Source organism: Stenotrophomonas sp. NPDC077461 (genome assembly GCF_049545475.1).
In the GTDB taxonomy this organism is placed as follows: Bacteria; Pseudomonadota; Gammaproteobacteria; order Xanthomonadales; family Xanthomonadaceae; genus Stenotrophomonas; species Stenotrophomonas nematodicola.
In genome coordinates this window covers 38,859-59,013 of sequence record NZ_JBMWDO010000010.1, presented here as the reverse complement: position 1 = coordinate 59,013, position 20,155 = coordinate 38,859, and the positions used below count along the sequence as shown (strand labels likewise).

The following is a 20,155-nucleotide window of genomic DNA, read 5'->3' as shown; positions in this document are numbered from 1 at the left end:
CGCTCTTCAGGCAACGTCATAACGGTTCTCCCTACGGATGGGCGGCCGGTGTCAGGCCGCCCAGGATCGTCTTCGGTCGTTCCTCGTTGTATTCCCGTCGCAAGGTTTCGATCTCGCTGCGGGCATGCAGCCGTGTGGGAAACCCTTGCTCGTTGAGGCATTCGTCGCGCAGGTGGGCGTTGAAAATCTGGATGCACGCGTTCTGATTCGGGGGTTCACCCCCGATTTCACGGACGCTTACAAGAAGGCCGATCAAAGCCATGAGGAGTGTTCATGTCAAAGCGTAGGAAGTTCAGTGCCGAGTTCAAGCGTGGTATCAACGGGGACGCGCTGGACGAAGGACCAGCGACCGGTCGAGGACCGGCTCAAGTGATGTGGGATGCGCATGCGAGCGTTTCCTCGGCATGCTTCCTGCTTTCCCACTGACCCCAATCAAGATTTCAATTTCAAATCAATGATTTAAGGTTCATTGGCGGAGAGAGTGGGATTCGAACCCACGGAAGGTTTGACCCTTCGCCGGTTTTCAAGACCGGTGCCTTAAACCGCTCGGCCATCTCTCCGTATGTCGCGCGCCGGCCTTGCGCCGGGCGCGTATTCTCGCATGAGCGGCCGGGTTTTCCCAAGGCCGCCCGTGATGCGGCTCAGCCGGCATCCACCGCCAGCGCACCCAGCGCGCTGGCCTTGATCTTCTCCTTGGCGCGCTCGCAGGCGCCGCCGCAGTCCAGGCGCGAGGCTTCGAGCTGGGGCGGCAGGTGTTCGGCGAGGAAGTCGATGAACACGCGCACTGCCGGCAGCAGGCCGCGGCGGGAGGCGAACACGGCGTGGCAGATGCCCTGCGGCAGCGACCAGTCCGGCAGCACCACTTCCAGCTCGCCATTGCGCACGGCTTCGGCGCACACGGTTTCCGGCAGCATGGTGATGCCGAAACCGTCCTTGACCATGCTCTGCAGCAGCGGGAAATCGAAGCCGGCCACACGCGGCTGCAGGTCAACGCGGCGCACCGCGCCTTCCGGGCCGTGCAGCTCCCAGCGCTGGCGGGCTTCGTCTTCGCTGATGCTCAGGGTGACGTGGTTGGCCAGTTCGTCCGGGTCCTTGGGGCGCCCGGCGCGGTCGAGGTATTTGGGACTGGCGACCAGTAGTTCCTGCACCTGGCCGAAACTGCGCATGACCAGGCTGCCGTCGTCATCCAGACGCGAGCGCACGCGCAGGGCGACGTCGTAGCCTTCGTTGATGATGTCCACGCGGCGGTTGCTGATGTTCAGTTGCAGCCGCACTTTCGGGTACTGCGCCAGGAACTTGGGCAGCAGCTTGGGCAGCTGCATCTGCGCCAGCGACACCGGGACGCTGGCGCGCACGACGCCGCGCGGCTCGGCGCTGAGGCGGTCCACCACCTCGCGTGCGGCCTGGGCCTCGGCAAGCATGGTCTGGGCATGGCGATGGACGCTGGTGCCGACGTCGGTGACCGCAAACCGGCGCGTGGAGCGCTGCAGCAGGCGGACGCCCAGGTCGGTTTCCAGCTGGCTGATACGGCGGCTCAGGCGGGATTTGGGGATGCCCAGCGCGCGTTCGGCCGCGGCAAAGCCCCCGTGGTCCACCACCATCGCGAAGTAGTAGAGATCGTTGAGGTCGTGCATTCCGAAGTTCCAGATTTAGAACAATACGTGGCATTCAACCACCTTTATCCCAAACTAGCAACAACCTATCGTGTTCTCCGTCGGCGGCGTCTACCGCCTCTCCCAGAACAAGGTACATGCCATGAAGCTTCTTCACATCGACGCCAGCGTCCTTGGCGACAACTCCGTCTCCCGCCAGCTGTCGGCCGCCGTGGTCCAGCAGTGGCGCGACCAGGTGCCGGATCTGGAGGTCAGCTACCGCGACCTCGACGCCCAGCCGGTTGCCCACCTGCGCAGCAGCTCGCTGGCCAAAACCGACGCGGCCGAAGCGGCCGATGCCGAACAGGTGCTGGAACAGTTCCTGGCCGCTGACGTGGTGGTCATCGGCTCCCCAATGTACAACTTCAGCGTGGCCTCCACCCTCAAGGCGTGGATCGACCGCCTGGCCGTGGCCGGCCGCACCTTCAAGTACACCGAGAACGGCCCGGTGGGCCTGGCCGGTGGCAAGCGGGTGATCGTGGCCAGCAGCCGCGGTGGCCTGCACACCGGTGCCCCGACCGATTTCCAGGACCCGTACCTGCGCCAGGTGTTCGCGTTCTTCGGCATCGACAACGTGGAGTTCGTGCGCGCCGAAGGCATCGCCTACTCGCCGCAGCACCGCACCGATGCGATCGCCGGTGCGCTGGCCGCGCTGCCGCAGCCGCAGGCGCTCGCCGCGGCCTGAGTCGTTCGACCCATCCCGTCCCCTCCCCCTCGTCGTGACGGTGTGGTGCGCGGCAACCGGTTCTCTCTCCCCTGCCGGTTGCCGCGCCTGATGGCCCCTTTTGGGGCCATCTTTTTTCTGGGAGGTTTTTTTGGTGGCGCGCGATGGTAGAGCAGCCGGGTGGGACCCGGCTCTACGGGTGATTGCGGGTAGGCTTTGTGTTCCTCCGCAATGGATTCCCGTACATGCGCTACACCGTTGTTGCCTCCCACCGCAGCGAGTTTCCCCAGCCGATCACCTTGAGCCGTGGCGACGCGCTGGTGGTTGGCGAACGCTACCAGGGGCCCGAAGGATGGGATGACTGGTATCTGTGCGAGGCAGCAGGCCAGCAACCGGGCTGGGTGCCGGCGCAGGTGATCGGGCGCGATACGCAGCAGCAGGCGTTCGCGCGGGAGGATTACTGCGCACGCGAGCTGGATGTGGATGTCGGCCAGGTGCTGGACGGGGGCCGCATCATGAATGGCTGGGTGTGGAGCGAGACGACCGACGGTCGCGGCTCGGGATGGGTTCCGTTGCGGGTGTTGCGCGAAGGCGCCTGACGAAAAACCCGCCGGTTGGCGGGTTTTTCGTGGATCAGCCGATGGTCTCGATGCCGCCCATGTACGGTTTGAGCGCGTCGGGGACAGTGATGCTGCCGTCGGCGTTCTGATAGTTCTCCATCACCGCGATCATCGCGCGGCCGATCGCCACGCCCGACCCGTTGAGGGTGTGCAGCAGCTCGGGCTTGCCGGTATCCGGATTGCGCCAGCGGGCCTGCATGCGGCGCGCCTGGAAGTCGCCGCAGTTGGAGCAGGACGAAATCTCGCGGTAGGTCTCCTGCGAAGGCAGCCACACTTCCAGGTCGTAGGTCTTCACCGCCGAGAAGCCCATGTCGCCGGTGCACAGCAGCACCTTGCGGTACGGCAGGCCCAGCGTCTCCAGCACCACTTCGGCGCAGCGGGTCATGCGCTGGTGTTCGTCTTCGCTCTGCTCGGGACGGCACGCGGTGACCAGTTCGACCTTCTCGAACTGGTGCTGGCGGATCATGCCGCGCACGTCGCGGCCGCCGCTGCCGGCTTCGGCGCGGAAGCACATCGACTGTGCAGTCATGCGCAGCGGCAACTGGTCGGCATCGACGATCTCGTCGCGGACGATGTTGGTCAGCGGCACTTCCGAGGTCGGGATCAGGTAGCGGGTCGACTCGCCAACGGCGGTCTTGAACAGATCGTCCTCGAATTTCGGCAGCTGGCCGGTGCCACGCAGCGACTCGGCGTTGACCAGCAGCGGCACGTTGGTCTCTTCATAGCCGTGCGTGCCGGTGTGCAGGTCGATCATAAACTGACCCAGGGCGCGGTGCAGACGCGCCAGCGGCCCGCGCAGCACGGTGAAGCGCGCGCCGGACAGCTTGGCGGCGGTTTCCGCGTCCAGCCCTTGATTGCGGGCGCCGAGCTCGACATGGTCGAGCACCGGGAAGTCGAAGCTGCGCGGGGTGCCCCAGCGCTTCTCCTCGACATTGTCCGATTCGTCCTTGCCGGGCGGCACATCGTCGGCAGGCAGGTTGGGCAGGCCCAGCGCGATCGCTTCGATCTTCTCGCGCAGCTCGTCCAGGGCCACTTCGGAGGCCTTCAGCTCATCGGCGAAGGCAGCCACTTCGGCCATGATCGCCGACACATCCTCGCCCCTTGCCTTGGCCTGGCCGATGGCCTTGGAACGGCTGTTGCGAAGGCTCTGCAGCTCCTGGGTGCGCACCTGGATGCGCTTGCGGTCAGCTTCCAGCGACTCCAGCGCGGAGACATCCAGCTCGAAACCGCGCGAGGTGCGCAGGCGTTCGGCAAGGTCGGCGGGCTGTTGGCGGAGCAGGGCTGGATCGAGCATGGCGTGGGAAAGGTCTGCGGGTCTGGAGGGGGATTATCGCCTGTTATGCGGATTTCTGCCGCCCTGCAGGCCCATGACACGCGCCAGTCAGCGGGTCCGTGGCAGAATCGGGGGGTTCACAACGGTATGGCTCATGTCCGCTTCCCGCTCTTCGTCTGGCAAGAACATCACCTTCCACCTGCCCCGTCGCAGTCTGATCATCGCGGGCATCGCCTTTGGCGTCGGCCTGCTGTTGTTCCTGGTGGTATGGCTGAGCAGCCGCAACAACGACTTCTACAAGGCCAGCCCCGCGCAGACCCCGCAGCAGGTGGCCGAGATCGAGCCGCTGCCCGAACCCCTGCCCGCAGCGGCCGGCTCCAGCGACATGCCCGACGCCAAGGCGCCGCCGGCCGGTGAGGATGTGCCGCAGCTGGTGGAAACCGCACCGCCTCCGCCGCCGGCCGCCGCCCCGGCAGCGCCGGCGCCGGAAACAGCCCCGGTGGCGATGGCCGCCGGCGACCGCCCGATGCCGATCGCCGACCAGTCGCCGCCGCCGAGCTATCCGCCGGGCGCGCTGCGCCGGGGCGAGAGTGGCAGCGTCGTGGTGCGCGTGGATGTGGATGCGACCGGCGCGCCGGTGGATGTGACCATCATCCAGCGCAGCGGTTCACGGGACCTTGACCGCGCGGCCACCGACGCCGTGCGCCGTTGGCGCTTCCAACCCGCGCAGAGCAATGGCCAGCCGGTGCCGGGCAGCATTGAAGTGCCGTTCGACTTCAAGCAGGAGTAACACGGCGGCGGTTGCATAACGGCTCAGCAAGCTGAACCCCGTCGGCAATGCAGTCGCCGCGTTGACGTTGCGCTGACACATCCGGAACCGGGCCCGGGCAAGACTGCGGGTGTCGCAACGACACCAGGAGTCCGATATGAGTGTTACCCATCCGGAAATGCATGCTTCGCCGCATCAGCAGCGCGACGTCATCGATGAACCTGGCCGCCGGCGTGCGTCGCCCTGGCTGTGGATGGCCTTGATCGTGGCGATGTTTGCCGCCGCGCTGGTCTGGCTGCGCTATGCCGCGCCGGGCGAACCTACCGCGCCGCCGGTCGGTGAGCGCATGTTGCCTGCCACCGAAACCCCGGTAGCCACGACCGCGCCGGCCCCGCGCCAGGCGGCCCCGGCCAACGCCGCGCAACAGCGCAAGGCCGCCCCGGCGGTACGCAACCGCGATGCGCGCCCGCTGGCCAGCAATGCCAAGCCGGCCTATCCGCGCAGCGCTCTGCGCAGCGGCGTGGAAGGCAGCGTGGTGGCCAGCCTCAACGTGGATACACGTGGCCAGGTGACCAATGCCAGCATCGTGCAGCGCAGCGGCACCCGCGACCGCGATCTGGACCGTGCGGTCCTGGGCACCGTCCGCGACTGGAAGTTCGAGCCGGCGATGCACAACGGCCGTGCTGTGGCCAGCGTGGTGCGTGTGCCGGTGGATTTCCGCACCGAGCGCTGATGCATGCGGTGGTGCGTAACGAAAAGGGAGGCCGTTGGCCTCCCTTTTTCGTGGGACGGATGCCACCGCGTGTACGCGGTCGTATCAGCCCTGGCGCAGCCCGAAACCTGCGCCGGCAGCCAGGCCGTCGAAGTCGGGGAAGGACGTGGCGACGTTGGCGATGTCGTTGACGCGCACTTCCCCAACGCTGAGCTGGCCGGCGATGGCGAAGGCCATCGCGATGCGGTGGTCACCGTGGCTTTCGATGGTGCCGCTGCCCAGCACGGCACCGCCGTGAATGGTGGCACCGTCGTCGGTTTCGTCCACCTGCACGCCCAACGTGCGCAGTCCGGTGGCCATCGCGGCCAGGCGATCGGACTCTTTCACCCGCAGTTCGGCGGCACCGCGCACGACGGTATTGCCCTGCGCGGCGGCCGCGGCCACGAACAGCGCCGGGAACTCGTCGATCATGTCCGGCACCAGCGCTTCGGGGATCTCCGCGCCATGCAGCGGGGCATGGCGCACGACCAGATCGGCCACCGCTTCCCCGCCATGCTCGGCATGGTTTTCCTCGACGATATCCGCGCCCATCAGGCGCAGCGCGGCCAGCAGGCCGGTGCGGCGTGGATTCAGGCCAACGGCGCGCAGGCGCAGCATGGAACCGGGAATGATGCTGGCGGCGACCAGGAAGAAGGCGGCCGAGGAGAAGTCGGCCGGCACGGCGATATCGGTCGCGCGCAGGCGCTGGCCGCCGCGCAGGCGGGCCTGGCCCGGCGAGAAGGCGATGTCCACGCCGAACGCGCGCAGCATGCGCTCGGTGTAATCACGGGTCGGGTGCGGTTCGCTGACCGAGGTCTCGCCCTGCGCGTACAGACCGGCCAGCAGCACGGCGGATTTGACCTGTGCGCTGGCCACCGGCGAGGCGAAGTCGATGCCGTGCAGCGTATGGCCGCCCTGCACGCGAAGGGGGGGCGTACCGTCGGCCTCGGTCGCGATCTGCGCGCCCATCTGCGCCAGCGGGCCGGTGACGCGGCGCATCGGGCGGCGTGACAGCGATGCATCGCCGACCATCACCGAGTCGAAGCGCTGCGCGGCCAGTACGCCGGCCAGCAGACGCATGCCGGTGCCGGCATTGCCGCAGTCCAGCGGCGCGGTGGGCGCCTGCAGCCCATCCACACCGACACCGTGCACGATGCGCTGCGACGGCGACGGGGTGTCGATGCGGACGCCCATCTGCGCAAAGATCGCGGCGGTCGCACGGGTGTCTTCGCCTTCCAGGAAACCATCGATGCGCGAGACGCCATCGGCCAGCGCGGCGAACATGACCGCGCGGTGGGACACCGACTTGTCGCCGGGAATGGTCAGGCTGCCCTGCAGGGGCTGGCCCTTGTAGGCGATCCAGTACGGAGAAACGGTCATCGTCGGTCCTGTGTGGCAGCCGCGCGCACGGCGCGCGGCGTGGTTCGGAGGGAGCAGCCACGGCGTCGCGCGACGCCGGGCCGGTGCGTCGCGCGCGGTACGCGGCGACGCGGATCAATCAGGGCACGGCCACCGGGTACGAGCCCAGCACTTTGATCTGCGCCGAGTGCGCTTCCAGCTCGGCCAGCGCGGCCTGCATCGCCGGGTCGTCGATATGGCCGGCCAGGTCGATGAAGAAGCCGTACTCCCACTTGGCATTGTGCGACGGGCGCGATTCGATGCGGTTCATGCTGATGCCGTGCCGCGCGAACGGGCTGAGCACGTCGAACAGGGCGCCAGGCTTGTCGTGGATGAACACCAGCACCGAGGTGCGGTCGTGGCCAGACGTGGGGAAGATGGTGCGGCCCACGACCAGGAAGCGCGTGGTGTTGTCGGCGTCGTTCTGGATCGGCTTGGTGACGACCTTCTTCAGGCCGTACACGTGCCCGGCACTCTCGCCGCCGATGGCGGCGGCATCGTCGGCATTGCGGGCACGGCGGGCGCCTTCGGCATTGCTCGACACCGGAATCCTCTCGGCCTTGGGCAGGTTGGCGCGCAGCCACGAGGAGGTCTGCATGAACGACTGGGGATGGCCGTACACGCGCTCGACATCATCCAGCCGGCCGCTGCGCGACATCAGGTACTGCTGCACGCGCAGTTCCACTTCGCCGCAGATCTTCAGGTTGGAGGTGAGGAACATGTCCAGGGTGATCTGGATGGTGCCCTGCCCCGAGTTCTCGACCGGCACCACGCCGAAATCGGCGTTGCCCGCCTCCACTTCCTGGAACACTTCCTCGATGCTCGCCAACGGCAGGCCCAGCGCCGAGCGGCCGAAATGCTTGAGCACGGCCTGCTGGCTGAACGTGCCTTCCGGACCGAGGTAGCCGATTTTCAGCGGCTCCTGCTGGGCCAGGCAGGCCGACATGATCTCGCGGAACACATGCACCAGCACTTCGTCGCTGAGCGGGCCTTCGTTGCGGTCCACCACCATGCGCAGCACCTGCGCTTCCCGCTCGGGGCGGTAGTAGTCCACCGCGGCGGCAAGCTTGCCCTTGGCCTTGCCGACCTGGTGGGCGAACTGCGCGCGTTCGGCAATCAACGCCTGGATGCTGCGGTCGATATGGTCGATCTTGGCTCGCACGTCCGAGAGCACCGGCGCCGGCAGTGCGCCATCAGGCTTGGACGCGGCCTTGGGCTTGGGCTTGGGCGTGGCCTTGGGCGTGGCGGCAGTCTTGGCGGTGGATTTGGCGGGTTGTTTGGCCATCAGGGATTCCAGGTGCAATGGGGCGGCAGGCGCCCCGGTCGAAACGTGAGAACTCAGCCGTGGCGCTGCTGGAAATCGCGCATGAACGCGGCCAGCGCGCGGGCGCCCTCCACCGGCATGGCGTTGTAGAGCGAGGCGCGGATACCGCCGACCGCCTTGTGCCCCTTCAGCGCCAGCAACCCGGCCGCCTTGGCGTCACTGACGAAACGCGCGTTGAGCGTGTCGTCGGGCAGGAAGAACGGAATGTTCATGCGCGAGCGTGCCGCCGGCACTACGTCGTTGCGGTAGAAACCGCCGGACGCATCAATGGCCCCGTACACCAGCGCCGCCTTGGCGGCATTGCGGCGGGCGAATTCCTCCACGCCACCTTCGGCCAGCATCCACTGGAACACCAGCCCGGCCAGGTACCAGTTCCAGGTCGGCGGCGTGTTGAGCATCGAATCGCGCGCCACGTGCGAGCGGTAGTCGAAGATGTCGGCGCGCGGCTGACCGGTGCGTTCGAGCAGATCGCGGCGCACGATCACCACCGACACACCGACCGGGCCGAGGTTCTTCTGCGCACCGGCGTAGATCAGGCCATAGCGGCTTACGTCCAGCGGCTCGCTGGCAATGGACGAGCTGAAATCAGCGAACAGCGGCACGTCGCCGACGTCCGGCGTATCGCGGAACTCGACGCCGTGGATGGTTTCGTTGGCGGTGATGTGGACGTAGGCCGCGTCATCGGACAAACGCCAGCTGTCGCGCGCCGGGATGTCGTGGAAGCCGTTGGCTTCGCTGCTGGCGGCGACGTTGACGTTGACGTAGGGGGCAACCTGCTTGATGGCGGTCTTGCCCCAGTGCCCGGTAACCACGTAGTCCACGGTTTGCCCGGGGCCGGCGAAATTGAGCGCGAGCAGGGCCTGCTGGGTGGTGGCGCCACCGGCCAGGAACAGCACGGCGTAGTCGTCGGGAATGCCGATCAGGCGGCGCAGATCCGCGTCGGCCTGCGCGGCCACGGCCATGAACTCCGGCCCGCGGTGGCTCATCTCGACGATGGAGGCGCCGGCGCCGTTCCATTCCAACATCTCCGCCTGCGCCTGGCGCAGGACCGATTCCGGCAGGGTTGCGGGGCCGGCACTGAAATTGAACGCGCGCGTCATGTCACACCTATGGGGCAAGACCCCTAGTATGCCGCAGCGCACCAGGCTTTAGGCCTTGCCGCACAAGGCGAATTTGGTTGCAAACGAATCTATCGGTCAGCGCGCGCCGAACCAGAGCAGCCCGCTGATCGCACCGGCCAGCAGCACCGCACTGGCCAGCAGCCACGGCCAGCGCTGCACGCGCGGCCGGGTAGTGGCGACATCGGCATCGGCCGGCGCGTCGAGGGGTTCGTCCTCCTCCGCCTCCACTGCGCGTCGGCGGCCGTCGTGCGGCACTTCCAGCACGAAACGGTGCTGGGCATCGAACACCAGCTGATCGCCGGGCTGCAGCCAGCAGTGCCGCACGGTGATGCCGTTGACCCGGGTGGATTCGCCCGCGCCGAGGTCGCGCAGCAACAGGCGCTCGCCGTGGCGTTCCAGGCGGGCGTGCTGCTCGGCGAAGGCCGGATCGTCAATGACGATGTCAGCCTCGACACTGCTGCCGATCACGCGCGGCCGGTCGAGGGTGAAACTGCGGCCGTGGTGCTGGCCGCCCACGCCACGCAGCAGGCGCGGGTCGTCGCCCCCCTCGTCGCTGCGCGCCGGTGCCTGGGCCAGCGCTTCGCACTCGCCCTGCACCACCATCTCCACGCCGTCGGCATACACCGCATCGCCGGGACGCAGCAATGCCATGCGCCGGACCGGGCGGCCGTTGACGTGGATGCCACGGATACCGGTGGCGACCTGCAGCCACAGGCCACGGTCGTCCAGACAGAACTGGGCCAGCAGCAGCGTGCCCGGGCTGTCGTCGGCCAGCCGGACGGTGCCCGAGGCGTGGCGCACGATGCGATGCACCCCGGGCCGCAGGGGCTGGTCGGGATGTTGGCGATGGGTGAAGTGGACTCGCAGGTTCTGCACGCGGCGAAAGCCTAGCAGGTTGACTGTCAGGGAAGAAGAAGTGTGACGCAGACCTTGGAGTTGGCGCGCAGGATGCGCACAATGCACCCCCTTTCCCTGCCACGGTCCGCCAGGAGCCCCCATGTCCAGCATCGATATCCGCCACGCACATTCCCTTCCCGCCGACGGCGCACGCCAGGCGATCGAGGATGTGGCGGCCAAGCTCTCCGAGCGCTTCGGGCTGCAGTCCAACTGGCTGGGCGATGTGCTGAACTTCTCCGGCTCCGGCGTGGATGGCGCCATCGCGCTGCTGCCCGGCCAGGTGCACGTCACCGCCAAGCTGGGCTTCCTGCTCTCGGCGATGAAGGGCATGGTGGAAAGCGAGATCCAGCGCGTGCTCAAGGAAAAGCTCGGCTGAACCGGCGGCACGCCATCACCCCGCCGCAACGGTCGGGGTGATTACGATCCCAAGGAGTCCACCAACGGGATCGCAGCATGAATGCACACGACGAATTCGACGAGCGCAACCCGGGCGAGAAGCCTTCGTTGCAGGACCAGGCCGAGCGCTTCTCGCGCCGGCTGACCGGGTCGGCCCACCAGGTCTGGCTGGCCGGGCTGGGCGCGTTCGGGCGTGCACAGGCCGAAGGCAGCCGCGTGTTCGACACGCTGGTCAAGGAGGGCAAAACCCTCGAAGCCCGCAACCGTGAACAGGCCGGCGACACGCCGCGCTGGCGCGACAGCGTGGAAGAACACCTGGGCGATGCGCGCGAAAAGGCGGCCGGCACTTGGGACAAGGTCGAGAAGGCCTTCGATGACCGTGTCCAAGGCGTCCTAAAGCGCCTCAACATTCCCACGGCCGAGGATGTGGCCGCGCTCAACGCCCGTATCGAGGCGCTGACCGCACGCGTCAACCGCGCCGAGAGCCGCAACGCCTCGCCCAATGCGGACCCGTCGCCGGGCAGCCACCAGTCGCCGGGATCGCCCCCCTGATCGCCCGCCACTGCGATTGTTGCAAAGCAGCAGGACTTTGTTGACAATCCGGATCGACCCGCCAATCGCTTCTTCGCCGTTTGTTCCCTCCCCTCACGGCTACGGATTGGCGGGTTTTTTGTGCCTTGCATCACACCGCACAGCCGGGTGGGCACATATAAACTGTTGATCGTTCTTCCCTGTTCACATCAAGCATCTAATGTTCTCCTGGATTCTGGCCCTGCTGCTGGCCCTCATTGTGTGGTTCCTGGCGACGGCCTACCTGTGGCTGGTCAAGCGGCGGCAGAAGGAGACCCAGCTCGGGCTGAACGCGCTGGCAGGGATGCATTGGCGGGATTTCTCCGAGATCGTGCGCCGGGCCATGCGCGAGCAGCGCGGCCTGAAGGATGTGCCGGGCGAGGCTGACGACAGCCGTGAGCCACGCAGCGACTTCATGATGGACGACGGCCAGCACCGCTGGCTGGTGTCCTGCAAGCACGGCCGCGCCTACCGGATCGGCACCGCCGCGGTGAACGAGCTGGGCGCCGCCGCGCGCCTGGCCGGTGCCCGTGGCGGCGTCCTGATCACCGAGGGCCGGGTCGAGCGTGATGGCCGCCTGGCCGCCGAGAAGCAGGGTGTGGAAGTGCTCGACGGCCACCTGCTGTGGCCGCTGCTCAAGCCCTACCTGCCCGGCGACATGGAAGCGCGGGTGCAGGCCGGCGCGCGTCGTGAGGCGATCCGCCGGATTTCGATCGCTGCGCTGGGCTCGCTGACCCTGGGCCTGTTGGTGGGCATGGGCTACCTGACCTCGCGCCTGGAGAATGGCGCAGCAGTGGCTCCGCCGGCCGTGGCCCCGGTGCCGGCCCCTGCCGCAATGCCTGCCCCGGCCCCCGCACCTGCGCCGGTCACCGCCGCACCGGCCCCGCCGGGGCCGGCCGCCCCGCCGGCGCCGGCAATGGAGGCCAACCCCGACACCGCCACCCTGGACCGCTACCAGCAGGAACTGTCGCGCGCGCTCGCCGGGCAGCCCGGCGTGGCCAGCGGCATCTGGCTGACGCGGCAGACGCTGGCCATCAACCGCACCGGCGAGATCGACCAGGTGTGGCCGCTGATCTGCGCCGAGGTGACCCGCTATCCGGCACTGCGCACCGTGCGCATCCAGCTCAACCCACGCCCCGGTGTGGACGAGCCGGTCCGCTGGCGCCAGTGCGCCACGCTCTGAAGCACCGCAGCAGGGTCGAGGGCCGCGCCGCGCGCAGCCTCAGCGCGCGCCCGGTGAGAAACGCGCCACCAGGTCCCAGGCATCGCCCAGGAACATCTGCCGCACACAGGTGATCGGCTGCTCACCGCGCCAGGTCAGGCGGTCGATCACCAGGCATGCCGTACCGGGTTTGACCTCGAGCAGCGCGGCAGCGGCGTCGTCGGCGCCCCACGCACTGATGCGGTGCTGGGCGCGCGTCCAGGACACGTTCTGCAGCAGCCAGCTGCCCGGCGCGGTGGTGGCGAAATCCACCTCCAGCACCTCGGGCACGCCGACCGGGCTGATCAGGCGGTGCTCCAACGCGAAGGGCCGCCCATCGGCACGGTGCAGGCAGCGGATCGCCAGCAGCTTCTCGCCGCCGGCCAGCGCCACCTCTTCGTCGGCCTCGGCGCGCGGGGCGCGATAGGCGCGCTCGAGCAGCTGATAGCCGTACGCGTGGCCACGCGCGCCGACCGCCATTGCGATATCGGGAATCTCCAGCGCCACCTGTTCCAGGTGCGGCGGTTGCCGCGCCACGAAGGAGCCGGCGCGGCGGCGGCGTTCGATCATGCCACTCTCGGCCAGCGCGGTGAGCACCTTGTTCACGGTCATCCGCGAACAGCCGTACTGCTCCATGAGCTCGTGCTCATAGGGAATACGGAATCCCGGCGGCCACGTCCCACTGAGGATGCGGCTCTCCAGATCGGCGCGGATGCGCTGGTTGAGGGTCGGTGCTTTCTTGCCCGTCACGCGGGATTCCTGGGAGGGCGCGGCCGGCGGTCAGCCGGCCTGCAGAACAGTACGAAGGGCGTTGGCGAAGCGGGCGGCCACAGCATCGCGCTGCAGATGGCGGCCCTCGCGGACCAGCTGGCGCCCCTGGCGCCACACCGAACGCACCGCGCCATTACGTGCGGCGAACACCCAGCTGTCAAGCAACGCATCGCCCTCGCGCGCGATCAACGCCGGGTGCGCGGCGTCCAGCTCGACCACATCGGCCGGTGCGCCCACCTGCAGCCCCGTGGCCACGCCCAGTGCCTGCCCGGCACCGCGCAGCGACTGCTCGAACAGCCAGCGCCCGCTGGACTGGCCGTCGCCCGGGGCAAGCACGTTGCGCCCGCGGACGTGCAGACGCTGACCGTATTCGAGCAGGCGCAGCTCTTCGGCCGCATCGATCAGCACGTTGGAATCCGAGCCAACGCCGAACCGGCCGCCGGCGCGCACGAAGGCCTGCATCGGGAACAGACCATCGCCCAGGTTGGCCTCGGTGATCGGGCACAGCCCGACGACGGCCTGGCTGGCCACCATCCGCTGCACTTCGTCGGCATCCACATGGGTGGCATGTACCAGGCACCAGCGCGCGTCCACCGGGGCATGCTCGTACAGCCAGCGCACCGGACGCAGGCCGCTCCACGCCACACACGCATCGACCTCGCGGGTCTGCTCGGCAATGTGGATGTGCACCGGGCCGGCGGTAAGCGGCAGCAGCGCGGCCAGTTCGTCGCCGGTGACCGCGCGCAGGCTGTGCGGGGCGATGCCGAGCACGGCATCGTCGCTGCCGCGCAGCGCGTGCGCGCAGCCCTGCAGCAGTTCGGCGAAGCCGTCCACATCGTGGATCAAGCGGCGCTGGGCCGGGTTGGGCGCGACGCCGCCGAAGTCGGCATGCGCGTAGAACACCGGCAGCAGGGTCAGCCCGATGCCGCTGCCCTGTGCGGCCGCCGCGATGCGCGCGGCCATCTCGGCACGGTCCGCGTACGGGGTGCCATCGGCGGCATGGTGCAGGTAGTGGAACTCGCCCACGCGGGTGAAGCCCGATTCGAGCATCTCCACATAGGCCTGTTCGGCGATGGCCTGCACCGCGTCCGGCTGCAGGTGCGCCAGGAAGCGGTACATCAGCTCGCGCCAGCTCCAGAAGCTGTCGCCGCTGTTGCCGCCGATCTCGGTCAGGCCGGCCATGCCGCGCTGGAAGGCGTGGCTGTGCAGGTTGCCCAGCCCCGGCACGGCGATCGCCAGTGCGGTATCACCAGGCTGCGCCGGCACCCCGGCGGTCACCTCGACCAGCGTGCCGCCCTGGCAGGCGATGCGCACATCACGGGCCCAGCCGCTGGGCAGCAGTGCGTGGGCGGCGTGGAAAACGAGCAGCGGAGCGGGGTTGGCTGGCATCACTGGACATCCCGGAAGAGGCGCCTATATTGTATAGACATATACACCGATGTGGTTGCTGCCATGCACTGTGACACCCTCTGGTACAACGCCCACCTCATCACCGTCGACGGCCCCGGCCTGGCGGTGATCGGCAACGGTGTGATCGCCGCCACCGACGGTCGCATCGTGCACGTCGGCCCGGCCGGCTCGGAGGCGCACCTGCAACCGGCCCGGCGCATCGACTGCGGCGGCCGCTGGATCAGCCCGGGGCTGATCGACTGCCATACCCACCTGGTCTACGCCGGCAACCGCGCCGGCGAGTTCGAGCAGCGTCTGCAGGGCGTGAGCTACGCCGACATCGCGCGCGCCGGCGGCGGCATCGTGTCCACCGTACGCGCCACCCGCGCCGCCACCGACGACGCGCTCATCGCCGCGAGTCTGCCCCGGCTGGACGCGATGCTCGCCGAAGGCATCACCACGCTGGAGATCAAATCCGGCTACGGCCTCACCCTCGCCGACGAAAGCAAGCAGCTGCGCGTGGCCCGCACCCTGGGGCAGCGGCGCGCGGTCGAGATCGTGCCGACCTTCCTCGGCGCCCACGCCATTCCGCCGGGAAGCACCGCGCAGGCCTACATCGACGAGGTGTGCGGGACGATGATTCCCGCCATCGCCGCCGAGGGCCTGGCCGAGGCGGTGGATGTGTTCTGCGAGACCATCGCCTTCAGCGCCGAACAGGCCGAACAGGTATTCCTGGCAGCCAAGCGCCACGGGATGGCGATCAAGATCCACGCCGAACAGCTCAGCAACCAGCACGGGGCTGCACTGGCCGCCCGTCATGGCGCGCTGTCGGCCGACCACATCGAACACCTCGACGCCGACGGCATCGCCGCGATGGCCGCCGCCGGCACCGTGGCGGTGCTGCTGCCGGGTGCGTTCTATTTCACCCGCGATACCACCCTGCCCCCGATCGCCGCCCTGCGTGCGGCCGGCGTGCCGCTGGCGCTGGCCACCGATTCCAACCCCGGCACGTCACCGCTCACCAGCCCGCTGCTGGCGATGAACATGGCCGCCACGCTGTTCCGCATGACCGTGGAGGAGTGCATCGTCGGCTTCACCCGGGAGGCCGCGCGCGCCCTTGGGCGCGCCGACCGCATCGGCCGCCTGGCGGTCGGCCTGGACTGCAATCTGGCCCTGTGGGACATCGATGCACCCGCCGACCTGGTGTACCGCATGGGCTTCAACCCGCTGCACGCGCGCGTGATGCGCGGCGTATCCGTCTGACTTCTGTGATGTCTGGAGATTTCATGAGCACTACCCTGACCCTGCACCCCGGCGCCGTGACGCTGGCGCAATGGCGCGCGATCCACGACGGGGCGCGGGTGCGCCTGGACCCGGCTTCGGCCGGGGCCGTGCTGCGCAGCGCCCAGACCGTGGCGGCGATCGTGGCCAAGGGCGAGCCGGTGTACGGCATCAACACCGGCTTCGGCAAGCTGGCCAGCGTGCGCATCGAGCGCGATGACCTGGAAACCCTCCAGCGCAACATCGTGCTCTCGCACGCGGCCGGCGTTGGCGAGCCGATGCCTGCGCCCGTGGTACGCCTGATGATGGCGCTGAAACTGACCAGCCTGGCGCAGGGCGCGTCGGGCATCCGCCCGCAGACCTTGGCCTTGCTGGAAGCGTTCCTCCAGCACGACATCGTGCCGGTGATTCCGTGCCAGGGCTCGGTGGGCGCGTCCGGCGACCTGGCACCGCTGTCGCACCTGGCCAGCGTGATGATCGGCGTCGGCGAAGCCTTTGTCGCCGGCGAGCGCCTGCCCGCCGCCGATGCGCTGGCCCGCTTCGGGCTGGCGCCACTGGTGCTGGGCGCCAAGGAAGGCCTGGCCCTGCTCAACGGCACCCAGTACTCCACGGCCTACGCGCTGGCCGGCCTGTTCGCGATCACCACCGTCTTCCAGGCCGCCCTGGTCACCGGAGCATTGTCGGTGGAAGCGGCCAAGGGCTCGGATACACCGTTCGATCCGCGGATCCATACCCTGCGCGGGCAGCATGGCCAGATTGCCACCGCCGCCGCGCTGCGCACCCTGATGCAGGGTTCGACGATCCGCGAATCGCACCGCGACAACGATGTGCGCGTGCAGGACCCGTACTGCCTGCGTTGCCAGCCGCAGGTGATGGGCGCGGCCTACGACGTAATGCGCCAGGCTGCCACCACCCTGGCGATCGAAGCCAACGGCGTGTCCGACAACCCGCTGGTGTTCACCGACACCGGCGAAGCGCTGTCCGGCGGCAATTTCCACGCCGAGCCGGTGGCCTTCGCCGCCGACATGCTGGCGATGGCGGTCTGCGAGATCGGCTCGATCAGCGAGCGCCGCACCGCGATGCTGGTTGATCCGGCATTGTCCGGCCTGCCCGCTTTCCTGACCCCCAAGCCCGGCCTCAACTCCGGCTTCATGATTCCGCAGGTCACCGCCGCCGCGCTGGTGTCGGAAAACAAGCAGCGTGCCTACCCGGCCAGCGTCGACTCGATTCCCACCTCGGCCAACCAGGAAGACCACGTGTCGATGGCCGCGCACGGCGCCCGGCGCCTGCTGGCGATGGCCGAGAACGCGGCCAACGTGGTGGGCATCGAGCTGCTGGCCGCCGCGCAGGGCTGCGACTTCCACGCCCCGCTGCGTTCCAGCACCGCGCTGGAAGGCGTGCGCGCGCGCCTGCGTGCGCAGGTGCCGACCCTGCAGGACGACCGCTACTTCCACCCGGACATGGTGGCCGCCACCACCCTGGTGCGCAGCGGCGCGCTGGCCGAAGGGCTGGCCGACGTGCTCCCGCAGGTGGAGCCGCTGGCATGAACACCCGGCCCGACTGGCTGCAGGTGCATGAAGGTGACGCACCGCTGATTGTCAGCTTCCCGCACACCGGCAGCGACCTGCCCGAGGACCTGGCCAGCCGCTTCGTCTCGCCGTGGCTGGCCCGCCGCGATGCCGACTGGTGGGTGCACGACCTGTACGAGTTCGCCCGCGGCATGGGCGCCACCACGGTGCGCTCGGCCATCTCGCGCTCGGTGATCGATCTCAACCGCGATCCCAGCGGCGTATCGCTGTACCCGGGGCAGAACACCACCGGACTGTGCCCGCTGACCACCTTCGACAACCAGCCGCTGTATCGCCCGGGCATGGCACCGGACGAGGCGGAGATCGCGCGCCGCTGCGACACCTACTTCGCGCCATACCACGACGCGCTCGCCGCGCAGATCGCACGCCTGCGCCAGCGCCACGGCACCGTCGTGGTGTACGACGCGCATTCGATCCGCTCGCGCATCCCGCACCTGTTCGATGGCGAGCTGCCGCAGTTCAACCTCGGCACCGCCGGCCCCTCCGGCGCACCGGATACGTCCTGCGACAACGCGCTCAGCGACGTCGTGGAGAACCTGTGCCGCATCAGCGGCATGCCGCAGGTGCGCAACGGCCGCTTCAAAGGCGGCTGGATCACCCGCCACTACAGCGACATCCCCGGCGGCGTGCACAGCCTGCAGATGGAACTGGCCTGCCGTGGCTACATGTCCGAGCCGGCCCCGGACCAGCTGGACGAGCACAGCTGGCCCACTCCGCTCGACCCCGACCACGCCGCACACCTGCGCCGCACTCTGGCGCAGGTGCTGACGGCCTGCCTTGACTTCGCGACCAACCGGAGCGCCGCATGACCCGCAACGACCCGTCCCGCACCATCACCGCGCCCACCGGCACCACCCTCACCGCGAAAAGCTGGCTGACCGAAGCGCCGCTGCGCATGCTCATGAACAACCTCCATCCGGACGTGGCCGAGCGCCCGCAGGAACTGGTGGTGTACGGCGGCATCGGCCGTGCCGCGCGCGACTGGGCGAGTTTCGACGCCATCGTCGACACGCTCACGCGCATGGACGACGACCAGACCCTGCTGGTGCAGTCCGGCAAGCCGGTGGGTGTGTTCCGCACCCATGCCGATGCGCCGCGTGTGCTGATCGCCAACTCCAACCTGGTGCCGCGCTGGGCCAACTGGGACCACTTCAACGAGCTCGACAGGAAGGGGCTGGCGATGTACGGCCAGATGACGGCCGGCAGCTGGATCTACATCGGCGCGCAGGGCATCGTGCAGGGCACCTACGAGACGTTCGTGGAAATGGGCCGCCAGCATTACAACGGCAGCCTGGCCGGCAAGTGGCTGTTCACCGGCGGGCTGGGCGGCATGGGCGGCGCGCAGCCCCTCGCCGCGGTAATGGCCGGCGCCTCGTGCCTGGCGGTGGAGTGCCGCAAGAGCAGCATCGACATGCGCCTGCGCACCGGCTACCTGGACACCTGGACCGACAACCTGGACGAAGCGCTGCGCCTGATCGAGGCATCGTGCACCGCGAAGAAGCCGCTGTCGGTCGGGCTGCTCGGCAATGTCGCCGACGTGCTGGACGAACTGCTGGTGCGCGGTGTCAAGCCGGACCTGCTCACTGACCAGACCTCCGCGCACGACCCGGTCAACGGCTACCTGCCGCAGGACTGGACCGTGGAGGAATGGGACGACAAGCGCGTGAGCGCGCCCAAGACCGTGGAAAAGGCCGCACGCGCCTCGATGGCCAACCATATCCGCGCCATGCTCGCGTTCCACGCGCTGGGCGTGCCGACCGTGGATTACGGCAACAACCTGCGCCAGATGGCGCTGGAAGAAGGCGTGGAGAACGCGTTCGACTTCCCCGGTTTCGTTCCCGCCTACATCCGCCCGCTGTTCTGCCGCGGCATCGGCCCGTTCCGCTGGGCCGCGCTGAGCGGCGACCCGGAGGACATCGCCAGGACCGATGCCAAGGTCAAGGAACTGATTCCGGACAATCCGCACCTGCACCGCTGGCTGGACATGGCCGCCGAGAAGATCAGATTCCAGGGCCTGCCGGCGCGCATCTGCTGGGTTGGCCTGGGCGACCGCGACCGGTTGGGCCTGGCCTTCAACGAGATGGTCGCCAACGGCGAGCTGAAGGCCCCGGTGGTGATCGGCCGCGATCATCTGGACAGCGGCAGCGTCGCCTCGCCGAACCGCGAAACCGAAGCGATGCGCGACGGCTCCGACGCGGTCTCCGACTGGCCGTTGCTCAATGCCCTGCTCAACACGGCCAGCGGTGCCACCTGGGTGTCACTGCACCACGGCGGCGGCGTCGGCATGGGCTTCTCGCAGCACGCCGGCATGGTGATCGTCTGCGATGGCAGCGAGGCGGCCGCCAAGCGCATCGCACGGGTGCTGTGGAACGACCCGGCCACGGGCGTGATGCGCCACGCCGATGCCGGGTATGAAATCGCGCTGGACTGCGCGAAGGAGAAGGGGCTGGATCTGCCCGGGATTCTCTGAAAGCGCGTGCGGACCAGCG

The 20,155-nt window shown here is 68.6% G+C and carries 19 protein-coding genes, 1 tRNA gene and 1 pseudogene; 11 read left to right on the top strand and 10 right to left on the bottom strand.

Translation table 11 applies throughout. The features are described from left to right. Positions 1-31: 31 nt before the first annotated feature. The 3 genes and pseudogenes from ACPEH8_RS16215 to ACPEH8_RS16205 form a co-directional block, all read right to left on the bottom strand. Positions 32-241: pseudogene (locus ACPEH8_RS16215) on the bottom strand (integrase core domain-containing protein); the annotation flags it as partial. A 229-nt stretch (positions 242-470) separates the two neighbouring features. Then, positions 471-560 (bottom strand) — tRNA-Ser (locus ACPEH8_RS16210). An 81-nt stretch (positions 561-641) separates the two neighbouring features. After that, the gene (locus ACPEH8_RS16205; protein WP_017357441.1) at positions 642-1,634 is read right to left on the bottom strand and encodes a LysR family transcriptional regulator; all 993 of its coding nucleotides are present in this window, start codon (positions 1,632-1,634) and stop codon (positions 642-644) included. Between the two features lie 121 nt (positions 1,635-1,755). Between ACPEH8_RS16205 and ACPEH8_RS16200 the strand changes: the two genes are divergently transcribed. Both ACPEH8_RS16200 and ACPEH8_RS16195 read left to right on the top strand, forming a co-directional pair. Beyond that, entirely contained in the window at positions 1,756-2,337 is a 582-nt protein-coding gene (locus ACPEH8_RS16200; protein WP_026071002.1) for an FMN-dependent NADH-azoreductase, read from the top strand. A gap of 224 nt (positions 2,338-2,561) precedes the next feature. Beyond that, complete coding sequence (locus ACPEH8_RS16195; protein ID WP_136005458.1) at positions 2,562-2,915, top strand: SH3 domain-containing protein; 354 nt, start codon at positions 2,562-2,564, stop codon at positions 2,913-2,915. A gap of 34 nt (positions 2,916-2,949) precedes the next feature. Here ACPEH8_RS16195 and serS read toward each other — a convergent pair whose 3' ends face one another. Then, entirely contained in the window at positions 2,950-4,230 is a 1,281-nt protein-coding gene (serS, locus tag ACPEH8_RS16190) for a serine--tRNA ligase (protein WP_287255722.1), read from the bottom strand. Between the two features lie 133 nt (positions 4,231-4,363). Between serS and ACPEH8_RS16185 the strand changes: the two genes are divergently transcribed. Continuing rightward, complete coding sequence (locus ACPEH8_RS16185; protein ID WP_136005464.1) at positions 4,364-4,999, top strand: energy transducer TonB; 636 nt, start codon at positions 4,364-4,366, stop codon at positions 4,997-4,999. Between the two features lie 136 nt (positions 5,000-5,135). Then, positions 5,136-5,711: an energy transducer TonB gene (locus ACPEH8_RS16180; RefSeq protein WP_423667466.1), complete on the top strand. Its 576-nt coding sequence runs from the start codon at positions 5,136-5,138 to the stop codon at positions 5,709-5,711. A gap of 84 nt (positions 5,712-5,795) precedes the next feature. Here the strand turns inward: ACPEH8_RS16180 and aroA are convergent, their stop codons facing one another. The 4 genes from aroA to ACPEH8_RS16160 all read right to left on the bottom strand — a co-directional run bounded on the left by aroA (position 5,796) and on the right by ACPEH8_RS16160 (position 10,448). Then, positions 5,796-7,109, bottom strand: coding sequence for a 3-phosphoshikimate 1-carboxyvinyltransferase (gene aroA / locus ACPEH8_RS16175; RefSeq protein ID WP_017357345.1), 1,314 nt, complete (start codon positions 7,107-7,109; stop codon positions 5,796-5,798). A 118-nt stretch (positions 7,110-7,227) separates the two neighbouring features. After that, a complete protein-coding gene (gene pheA / locus ACPEH8_RS16170; protein WP_153165317.1) occupies positions 7,228-8,412 on the bottom strand; it encodes a prephenate dehydratase in 1,185 nt (394 codons plus the stop codon). 53 nt (positions 8,413-8,465) lie between these two features. After that, complete coding sequence (gene serC / locus ACPEH8_RS16165) at positions 8,466-9,551, bottom strand: 3-phosphoserine/phosphohydroxythreonine transaminase (protein ID WP_017357343.1); 1,086 nt, start codon at positions 9,549-9,551, stop codon at positions 8,466-8,468. A gap of 96 nt (positions 9,552-9,647) precedes the next feature. Further along, positions 9,648-10,448, bottom strand: a complete 801-nt coding sequence (locus ACPEH8_RS16160; RefSeq protein ID WP_017357342.1) for an FHA domain-containing protein — start codon at positions 10,446-10,448, stop codon at positions 9,648-9,650. A gap of 121 nt (positions 10,449-10,569) precedes the next feature. Here ACPEH8_RS16160 and ACPEH8_RS16155 point away from each other — a divergent pair, with 121 nt between their 5' ends. The 3 genes from ACPEH8_RS16155 to ACPEH8_RS16145 all read left to right on the top strand — a co-directional run bounded on the left by ACPEH8_RS16155 (position 10,570) and on the right by ACPEH8_RS16145 (position 12,618). Next, positions 10,570-10,845 carry a polyhydroxyalkanoic acid system family protein gene (locus tag ACPEH8_RS16155; RefSeq protein WP_017357341.1) on the top strand — a complete coding sequence of 92 codons (276 nt, stop codon included), beginning with the start codon at positions 10,570-10,572 and terminating at the stop codon, positions 10,843-10,845. Between the two features lie 77 nt (positions 10,846-10,922). Beyond that, a complete protein-coding gene (locus tag ACPEH8_RS16150; protein ID WP_423667463.1) occupies positions 10,923-11,417 on the top strand; it encodes a phasin family protein in 495 nt (164 codons plus the stop codon). A gap of 199 nt (positions 11,418-11,616) precedes the next feature. Beyond that, entirely contained in the window at positions 11,617-12,618 is a 1,002-nt protein-coding gene (locus tag ACPEH8_RS16145) for a restriction endonuclease (protein ID WP_262072363.1), read from the top strand. Between the two features lie 39 nt (positions 12,619-12,657). On the opposite strand, the gene hutC is transcribed toward ACPEH8_RS16145, so the two are convergent. Continuing rightward, entirely contained in the window at positions 12,658-13,386 is a 729-nt protein-coding gene (gene hutC, locus ACPEH8_RS16140; protein ID WP_017357338.1) for a histidine utilization repressor, read from the bottom strand. Between the two features lie 30 nt (positions 13,387-13,416). Further along, positions 13,417-14,796 (bottom strand): formimidoylglutamate deiminase, encoded by a 1,380-nt coding sequence (locus tag ACPEH8_RS16135; RefSeq protein WP_166473164.1) that lies wholly within the window; start codon positions 14,794-14,796, stop codon positions 13,417-13,419. 63 nt (positions 14,797-14,859) lie between these two features. Between ACPEH8_RS16135 and hutI the strand changes: the two genes are divergently transcribed. Genes hutI through hutU form a run of 4 tightly spaced genes read left to right on the top strand, consistent with a single transcriptional unit; the run spans position 14,860 to position 20,136 of the window. Further along, a complete protein-coding gene (hutI, locus tag ACPEH8_RS16130) occupies positions 14,860-16,059 on the top strand; it encodes an imidazolonepropionase (protein WP_026070981.1) in 1,200 nt (399 codons plus the stop codon). Between the two features lie 23 nt (positions 16,060-16,082). Further along, positions 16,083-17,624, top strand: a complete 1,542-nt coding sequence (gene hutH, locus ACPEH8_RS16125) for a histidine ammonia-lyase (protein ID WP_017357336.1) — start codon at positions 16,083-16,085, stop codon at positions 17,622-17,624. Then, positions 17,621-18,475, top strand: coding sequence for an N-formylglutamate deformylase (gene hutG / locus ACPEH8_RS16120; protein WP_423667460.1), 855 nt, complete (start codon positions 17,621-17,623; stop codon positions 18,473-18,475). The genes hutH and hutG overlap by 4 nt, the downstream gene beginning before the upstream one ends. Beyond that, positions 18,472-20,136: a urocanate hydratase gene (hutU, locus tag ACPEH8_RS16115; protein WP_423667457.1), complete on the top strand. Its 1,665-nt coding sequence runs from the start codon at positions 18,472-18,474 to the stop codon at positions 20,134-20,136. Before hutG ends, hutU begins: the two co-directional genes overlap by 4 nt. The last annotated feature ends 19 nt before the right edge of the window (positions 20,137-20,155 follow it).